We start from the raw sequence: 7,266 nt of genomic DNA, 5'->3' as shown, positions 1-7,266 counted from the left end.
GGGGAGGGGGGGGCGGACGGTCCGATTTCGGACGCTCCGCGAGGGTGAGCTGCTCTTCGGTGCCGCGGATGGTGAGCACGTCTCCTTCGGCGAGCAACTGCTCCGGCTGCGCGCGCTTGCCGTTCACCCGCACCTTCTTGGTGCGGATCATCTTGAAGAGGTGACTGACCGGGACGTTGGGCATCCGCTTGCGCAGGTGCTTGTCCAGCCGCATCCCGACGGTGTCGGCTTCAATTCGGTACTCGATCATTTGTGCTGGCGCCTGGACCAGACCACACGAATAATTCGCGGTCCATGCCGAAAGCCCCAACTATCGAGAAGCTGCTCCAGAGCGGCTCCGCAGAGTGGAACAAGCTGCGCAAGTCGTCCCAGGTGGCCACCGACCATACCGGCGCCACGTTCACGCAGCTGTTCTCCGCCAACGCCGACCTGTCCGGGCTCGGACTGGTGGGCTCCGAGTGGGAGCGCTGTGACCTGTCGAAGATGAACTTCCGGGACGCCGACCTCTCCAACGCCTACTTCCACGGAGGCCGCCTGCAGGACTGCGACTTCCGCGGCGCCAACCTGGAAGGCTGTACCTTCGAAAAACTCAAGCTCCTGCGATGCGACTTCACCGGCGCCAAGGGTCTGGACGACCTGGAGCTGGACGACGTGGACATGGACCGCGTGACGGGCCTGGACGGCGAGGAGGCCCCGCCGCCTCCGCCCCCGCCGGTCCAGGGCATCACGGCCTTCACGCGCGAACAGCGCGAGAAGATGCTGGGCCAGAGCCACGGTGGCGGCAACGCGATGGAGGGCTCGAACCCGGCGCACCCGGACGACCTGCCCCCCTTCCGCCCGCAGGATCCGCCGGGCTCGCTCTTCTTCCGGGCGCTCAAGCACGTGGGCGCGCCCCCGCTCTGGGTGCTGGACGTGCCGGGCCTGCGGCCCCTGCTGCCCCAGCGGCTGCCTCCGGGAAGCTCCCTGGAGACGCTCTACCGCGAGGCGGTGAAGACGCGGCTGGAGAACAAGAAGCCCGCGGCGGACCCCGGCGCGGTGGAGCGCGCGCAGAAGGCGCTGCGCATGAGCGGCAAGGAGGCCAACGTCGCGGCGGTGTACCTGCGCGAGGTGGGCGTGCTGCCCCTGTTCCGCTTCGCCGCCGCCAAGCAGCTCAAGGGTGAGCTGCGCGCGGAGGTGGAGGTGGATGACATCACGGGCTCCATCGATCCGCGCACCACGGGCGCGCTGCTGGAGCTGCGCCTGACGCACGAGGTGGTGGAGCACGTGCACGAGGCCCGCCGTCGCATGGCGGCAGCCCAGCTCTACACGTCGCTGCTGGAGGCGGGCTTCAACCCGGAGAACAACTGGGACGAGGCGCTGGAGTCGAGCGAGGCGTCCATGGAGCTGGCGCAGGCGGCCACCGGCGATGACCGGCAGGCGCTGCTGGAGGGCTTCCAGGTGTTCGCGGCCCTGCCGGAGGAGGCGCGGCTGCGACGGCTGGCGTACCTGGCGGAGTCGGTGTCGAACCTGGAGCTCTTGAGCCGGCTGCCCGAGGGCATGGAGCCCTCCTGGCTCACCGGTCCGGAGACGCGCGAGTGCCACGAGCGCGAGATGACCTACGTGCAGTCGCTCAAGGCGCAGGACATCCCCACCAAGGTGGCGGCGCTGGCCAAGGCGGAGCTGGGCGTGCCCGAGGGTGAGGTGCCCGAGGACAGCGATGGCGACCTGTTCGTGCACGTGCGGTGCGACGTGTGCGGCAAGGAGAAGCTCATCGTCCAGTCGCCGGACGCGTGAGTCCCCCACCTCCGTGACGCGGAGGTGAGGCAAGGCAGGCCCGGTCGGAGCGCGCAAGGCGCTTCGTGCCGGGCCTTCTGCTTTTCCGGCCGAGGCGCGTGGCCGGCGCGCGGGATTCCCGTCATCCCCCCGCCCCTGGAGGCGGGGACGCTTTCGGGTGCGTGACTGCCTACCGTTGGAGTTCGCAGCGTGGCGGCGCGAGGGGCAGGCGGCTTTTCCGGGGCGGGCGGAGGCGATGGGGCGAAGCGGAGGCGCAGCGCGAGGCGGCGGAGGCCGGAGCCCCTGGGCGTTCCGGGGCGCGCTGCTGGCGTTTGGCCTGCTGGGCTCCACCGCGCGAGGGGCGGAGTGCGCGCAACGGCTTGGCCTCCTCAGCGAACCCGGCTGTGAGGAGGCCGTGACGCGGCCCGCGGATGCCCCGCTGAAGGAGGGGCCTGTCGCGCAGGCCACACCGCCCACCCGTCATCCCTGGCGCGCGTTGGCGGAGGTCACCGCCGTCAACCTGGTGGTGTGGGGCTATGACCGGGTGGTGGGCAAGGAGTATGCCCGGGTGGACCTGCACACGTGGAAGGAGAACCTGCGCACGGGCTTCGTCTGGGACGGAGACGGGTTCCCCGAGAACCAGATCGCGCACCCCTACCACGGCAGCCTCTACTTCACGGCCGCGCGGGACAACGGCTTCTCGTACGTGGGCTCCCTGCCCTTCACGCTGCTGGGCAGCCTCCAGTGGGAGCTGTTCGGGGAGAACCTGCCGCCCTCCTTCAACGACCTCATCAACACCACCCTGGGCGGCGCGGCCATGGGTGAAGCGCTCTACCGGCTGTCCTCCCTGGTGCTCGACACCGAGGCCACCGGGGGCAGGCGCTTCGTGCGCGAGCTGGGCGCGGGCGTGCTCAGCCCCGTGCGCGGCTTCAACCGCGTGCTGCGCGGCGACGTGTCCCGCAAGGAGCCCAAGCCCCCGTCGTGGACGCCAGGCACGCTCGCCAGTTGGGGGACGCTGGGGTACCTGAAGCTGGGCGACGGCGAATCCCTGGCCTGGGGCGAAGACCAGTTCTTCGCCGAGTTCTCCCTGCGCTACGGGGACGCCTTCCAGGGCGAACACCATCGTCCGTTCGACGCCTTCGAAGCGCGGATCCAGTTCACCACCCAGGAGAGCAATCTGGTGAGCCACGCCCGGCTGCAGGGCCTGCTCGTGGCGAAGCCGCTGCTGCGCACCGAGCGCGACGAGCTGCGCCTGGCCGTGTTGCAGCAGATGAGCTACGTGGACACGCTGGCGTACGAGATGGGCGGCCAGTCCCTGGACGTGGGCCTGCTGTACCGGCACCAGCTCACCGCCCGCTCCACGCTGAAGACGATGCTGCTGGCGGACGGCGCCCCCCTCACCGCCATCTCCTCCGAGCACAGCAGCGCCAGGAACCGCCGCTACGACTACGGCGTCGGAGGCGGCTTCCAGGTCCAGGCCGTCTACGCGCGCGACACGTGGGACGTCGTCACGCTGGAGGCGGGCGTCGCCCACACCCTGGTGCTGGACGGCTCCAATGGCTCGCACCAGGTGCGCACCGGGCAGCTCCAGGTGGACCTGCCCGTGTACCGGCGGCTGGGCCTGGGCGGGGAGGCGAACTTCTACCAGCGCCACAGCCGCTTCAACGCCTTCCCGGACGTGAGGAAGGACACCTACCAACTGCGCGTCTTCATCTCCGTCCACTGAAGCGGACGGGAGCAAGGGCCTTCAGCCCACCTGTTCGCGCTTCGCTTCCACCGGCGCGGCGGGCAGCGAGTACGTCACGGGCGGCGGCAGCATCACGCGCACCTCATCCCCCGCGCGGATGAGGCCCGGACGCTCCACCCAGCCCACCAGCCCGCGCTTCTGCCACGCCGCCTTCACGAAGCGGCTGGCCAGCCCTTTCATGTCCGGGTGGTGCGCCTCGATGGCGCGCCCCGGGTGGATGCAGGGCTGGTTCTCCCCTTCCATCACCAGCGTGGCCTCTTCCGGGAAGAACAGCCGCGTGCCCGGCGGCAGGTGCGTCAGCCGGGGCACCCCGACGAGCTCCAGGTTCGCGCCCAGCCAGGAGGCCAGCACGTTGGGGATGCCCATGGTGGCAGCGACCTCCGCCAATTCCTCGCGCGACACCACCGACACCTGCCGCGTGTTGCGGATGACCGTGCCCTTGGGGAACCAAGGCGTGCGCACGTCCGCGAGCCGCGTGAGGCCCGCGTGCCGGTCCCCCACGAAGCCCTCGAAGGACACCTGCACCTCGGGCACCTCCCGGGTGACGAAGCGCTTCTTCTCAGGGTCCGTGCACAGCAGCACGTTGGCAAGATGGCCGGAGAGCGAGGGAGCGGGTGCGGTCATATCGGGCGACCGTTCTAACGCTTCGGCGCGGCAAAACAGAGCCCGCTCAGAACAAGGTCATCTGCTGTGGCTTGCCCAGCGGGCGGGCATCCGTGCCCACGTCCCGCAGCGCCTGGGCCAGTTCCTCCGCGAACCCATGGCAGGTGATGACGTCCCGGGCCCCGGTGTCCTTCACGTAGCGCATCAACGACGGGAAGTCCGCGTGGTCCGACAGCGGGAAGGCCACGTCCGCGCCGTAGCGCCGCGCGCCGCCCGGGTCCATGGCCCAGCCGGTGAGCACCGCCGTCGCCCGGGGCCAGAGGGGCGCCAATCCCCCACCGCGCGCCAGGTGCGGCGGGAAGAAGAGCACCTCGCCCGGCTCCACCCGGCCCTCGTAGCAGCGCAGGTTCTCGATGGGGACGCCCAGCTCCGCGTACAGCCCGGCCACCTCGAAGATGGACGGGTGCGCGACGAGCTGGAAGCCCCGGATGGCCAGGTGCTTCATGGCCTCCTGGCTCTTGCCCAGCGGATAGCCCAAGAGCACCGGCGTCACGCCCCGGGTGAGCTGCGCGCGCAGCCACGTCTCCACCTGCCCCAGCACCTCTGGACGCGGAGGGAAGCGGTAGCGCGGGTGGCCGAAGGTGGACTCGATGACGAGCGTGTCGCACGTGGCCACCTCCGTGGCCTCCGCGGTGAGCGACGGCGCGGTGTTCAAATCCCCCGTGTAGACGATGCGCCGGCCATCCGAGCGGGTGACGCGAAGCTGCGCGCTGCCCAGGATGTGGCCCGCGGGCAGCAGCTCCAGCGTCAGCGTCCCCAATTCGAAGGGGCGGCGGAACGGCACCGACAACGGAGCGCGCACCGGGCCCAGCCGGTGGGCCATGAAGCGCAGCGTGGCCGCCGTGGCGATGGTGCTCTCGTGCCGGGCGATGTGGTCCGAGTGCCCGTGGCTGACGAAGGACAGGGGCGACTTGCGCTTCGCGTCCAGCGACAGCGGCGTGCCCGTCAGGTGCAGCCCGTTTCGTCTCAGCTCCACGCTCATGGGATGGGCGCTGTCATAGCGCGCCCCCGACTCCCGCGCTCCCACGCCGGACGCGTCACCCCACGCGTCGGGTGCTCAGGAGGCGGGCGGGCGGCCCCGCGCCCGCCATCCGTCCCACACGACCGGGCCCAATTCGGAGATGAGCACGCCCAGGAGGATGAGCGCGCCGCCGAACCACTCGCGCGGCCCCAGCACCTCGCGGCCCACCGCGACGGAAGCGACAGAGGCGAACACCGGCTCCAGCGCGAAGATGACCGCCGCGCGCACCGCCGTGGTGCGCGCCTGTCCCCACGTCTGCACGCCAATGGCGACCGCGCTCGCGAGCACGCCGCACGCCAGCACCGCTCCGATGAGCGCGGGCGTCGGCTCCAGCCGCCGCTCCACGAACGGCAGGCACAGCGCGGACAGCAGCGCCACGCCCGACAACTGCACCGCCACCAGCCCCAGCACGCCGTCGCGCGAGGCGAAGCGCTCCGTGAGCAGGATGTGCCCCGCGTACGTCGCCGCGCACCCGATGGACAGCCAGTCCCCCAGGTACAGGCCCCAGAGGTGCCCCGGCCGCACCGGGCCTTCGTCCTGCATCGTCATCGCGTACAGGCCCACCGCCGCCAGCACCACGCCCACGATGGTGCCCCAGCGGGGAAGGCGCTTGTGCAGCACCACGGAGAACAGCGGGACGAAGAGGACGTTGAGCCCGGTGAGGAACGCCGCGCGCGACGGCGTGGTGTCCGTCAGGCCCACCGTCTGGAGCGCGAAGCTCAGGAACAGCAACACCGACAGCAGCACGCCCTTCCTCAACACGCCGGGCGCGAACATCCGCCGGCCGGCGAGCGCGACCATCACGGCCGCGCCCACCGCGAAGCGCAGGGTGATGAACGTGAAGGGGTCCGCGAACGCGAGCGCGTCCTTCACCACCACGAACGTCACGCCCCAGAACAGGCAGAGGAGCACCAGCGCCCCGTCCGCCCGCCACCGCGCTCCATCCCCGCCCGGAGTCGTCACCGGGTGCCTACGGGATGAAGAAGAACGCGACGCCGAGGATGGCGTAGACGCCCAGCAGCATCACGCCCTCCAGCCAGTTGGACTCGCCGTCCAGCGCGATGAGCGCCGCGGCGCCCGTGCCGATGGCGATGCCCGCGACCTCCATGTGGCTGAACTCCAGCGTCAGGTGCTGCCCCAGGGGGATGGACACCAGCACCAGCACCGGCGCGACGAAGAGGGCGATCTGCTTGGAGGACTCGAAGGCGATGTTGAACGCCAGGTCCATCTTGTTCTTCAGCGCCATCAGGATGGCGGTGGAGTGCTCCGCCGCGTTGCCGATGATGGCGATGATGATGACGCCCACGAAGGTGTGCGTGAAGCCGAACGTGGCGATGGCCGGCTCGATGGCGTGCACCAGGAACTCCGCCACCACCACCACGCCCAGCGTCGCCGCCAGCAGGACGATGGCGGCCTTCTTCGTGCTCCAGCCGGGCATCTCCTCCGGCGTGCCGTGCTCCTCGCCCGCGTACAGGTGCGCGTGCGTCTTCAGGGAGAAGAGCAGCGACAGCGCGTAGACGATGAGCAGGATGACGGAGATGGCCACCGACATGGGGAAGAGCACGGGCTCCGCGGCCGGCCCGCGCACCGCGTGGAACAGGTCCGGGATGGTCATGGCGGTGAGCGCCAGGAACATGATGGCGGAGCCGGACAGCGCCGCCGTCATGTTGAAGGTCTGCCGGGGATACTTCAGGCCGCCCGCGAGGATGGCCGCGCCCAGCACCAACAGCAGGTTGCCCAGGATGGCGCCGGTGATGGACGCCTTCACCACGTCCCCATGCCCCGAGCGCAGCGCCGCCAGCGCGATGATGAGCTCCGCGGCGTTGCCGAACGACGCGTTCATCAGGCCGCCCAGGCCGCTGCCCAGCTTGTGCGCGATGACCTCCGTGGCCTCGCCCATCAGGCGCGCCAGCGGGACGAGCGCGATGGCGCAGAGGACGAACGTCCACGTGCCTGGGAAGAAGAAGTGCGACGCGACGGCCAGCGGGAAGAACACCGCCAGCAGCCCCAGGAAGAGGCGGTCGACGTTGAAGCCGCCCGGGTCCTCACCGCCCGGTGAGGCAGCGGAGGGCGGCGTGCCAGG

General features: G+C 70.6%; 7 protein-coding genes. 2 read left to right on the top strand and 5 right to left on the bottom strand.

Translation table 11 applies throughout. From position 1 onward, the window contains the following. Positions 1-250, bottom strand: a 250-nt coding sequence (locus D7Y13_RS35350; protein WP_253896030.1) for a S4 domain-containing protein, incomplete at its 3' end; no start/stop codon positions are given. A 44-nt stretch (positions 251-294) separates the two neighbouring features. Between D7Y13_RS35350 and D7Y13_RS35345 the strand changes: the two genes are divergently transcribed. Together D7Y13_RS35345 and D7Y13_RS35340 are read left to right on the top strand one after the other, a co-directional pair. Further along, positions 295-1,773 carry a pentapeptide repeat-containing protein gene (locus D7Y13_RS35345; protein WP_199732973.1) on the top strand — a complete coding sequence of 493 codons (1,479 nt, stop codon included), beginning with the start codon at positions 295-297 and terminating at the stop codon, positions 1,771-1,773. A gap of 394 nt (positions 1,774-2,167) precedes the next feature. Further along, entirely contained in the window at positions 2,168-3,478 is a 1,311-nt protein-coding gene (locus D7Y13_RS35340) for a DUF3943 domain-containing protein (protein ID WP_233595981.1), read from the top strand. A gap of 21 nt (positions 3,479-3,499) precedes the next feature. On the opposite strand, the gene D7Y13_RS35335 is transcribed toward D7Y13_RS35340, so the two are convergent. The 4 genes from D7Y13_RS35335 to cax form a co-directional block, all read right to left on the bottom strand. Continuing rightward, positions 3,500-4,123, bottom strand: a complete 624-nt coding sequence (locus tag D7Y13_RS35335; RefSeq protein WP_120537692.1) for an MOSC domain-containing protein — start codon at positions 4,121-4,123, stop codon at positions 3,500-3,502. 46 nt (positions 4,124-4,169) lie between these two features. Beyond that, on the bottom strand, positions 4,170-5,144 hold the full coding sequence (locus D7Y13_RS35330) for an MBL fold metallo-hydrolase (RefSeq protein WP_120537691.1): 975 nt from the start codon (positions 5,142-5,144) through the stop codon (positions 4,170-4,172). A gap of 75 nt (positions 5,145-5,219) precedes the next feature. Then, positions 5,220-6,146, bottom strand: coding sequence for a DMT family transporter (locus D7Y13_RS35325; protein ID WP_120537690.1), 927 nt, complete (start codon positions 6,144-6,146; stop codon positions 5,220-5,222). Positions 6,147-6,153: 7 nt separating this feature from the next. Beyond that, positions 6,154-7,266, bottom strand: a 1,113-nt coding sequence (cax, locus tag D7Y13_RS35320; RefSeq protein WP_199732974.1) for a calcium/proton exchanger, incomplete at its 5' end; no start/stop codon positions are given.

The sequence above is a fragment of the Corallococcus praedator genome, from assembly GCF_003612125.1.
In the GTDB taxonomy this organism is placed as follows: Bacteria; Myxococcota; Myxococcia; order Myxococcales; family Myxococcaceae; genus Corallococcus; species Corallococcus praedator.
This window is presented reverse-complemented; position numbering and strand designations above follow the sequence as displayed.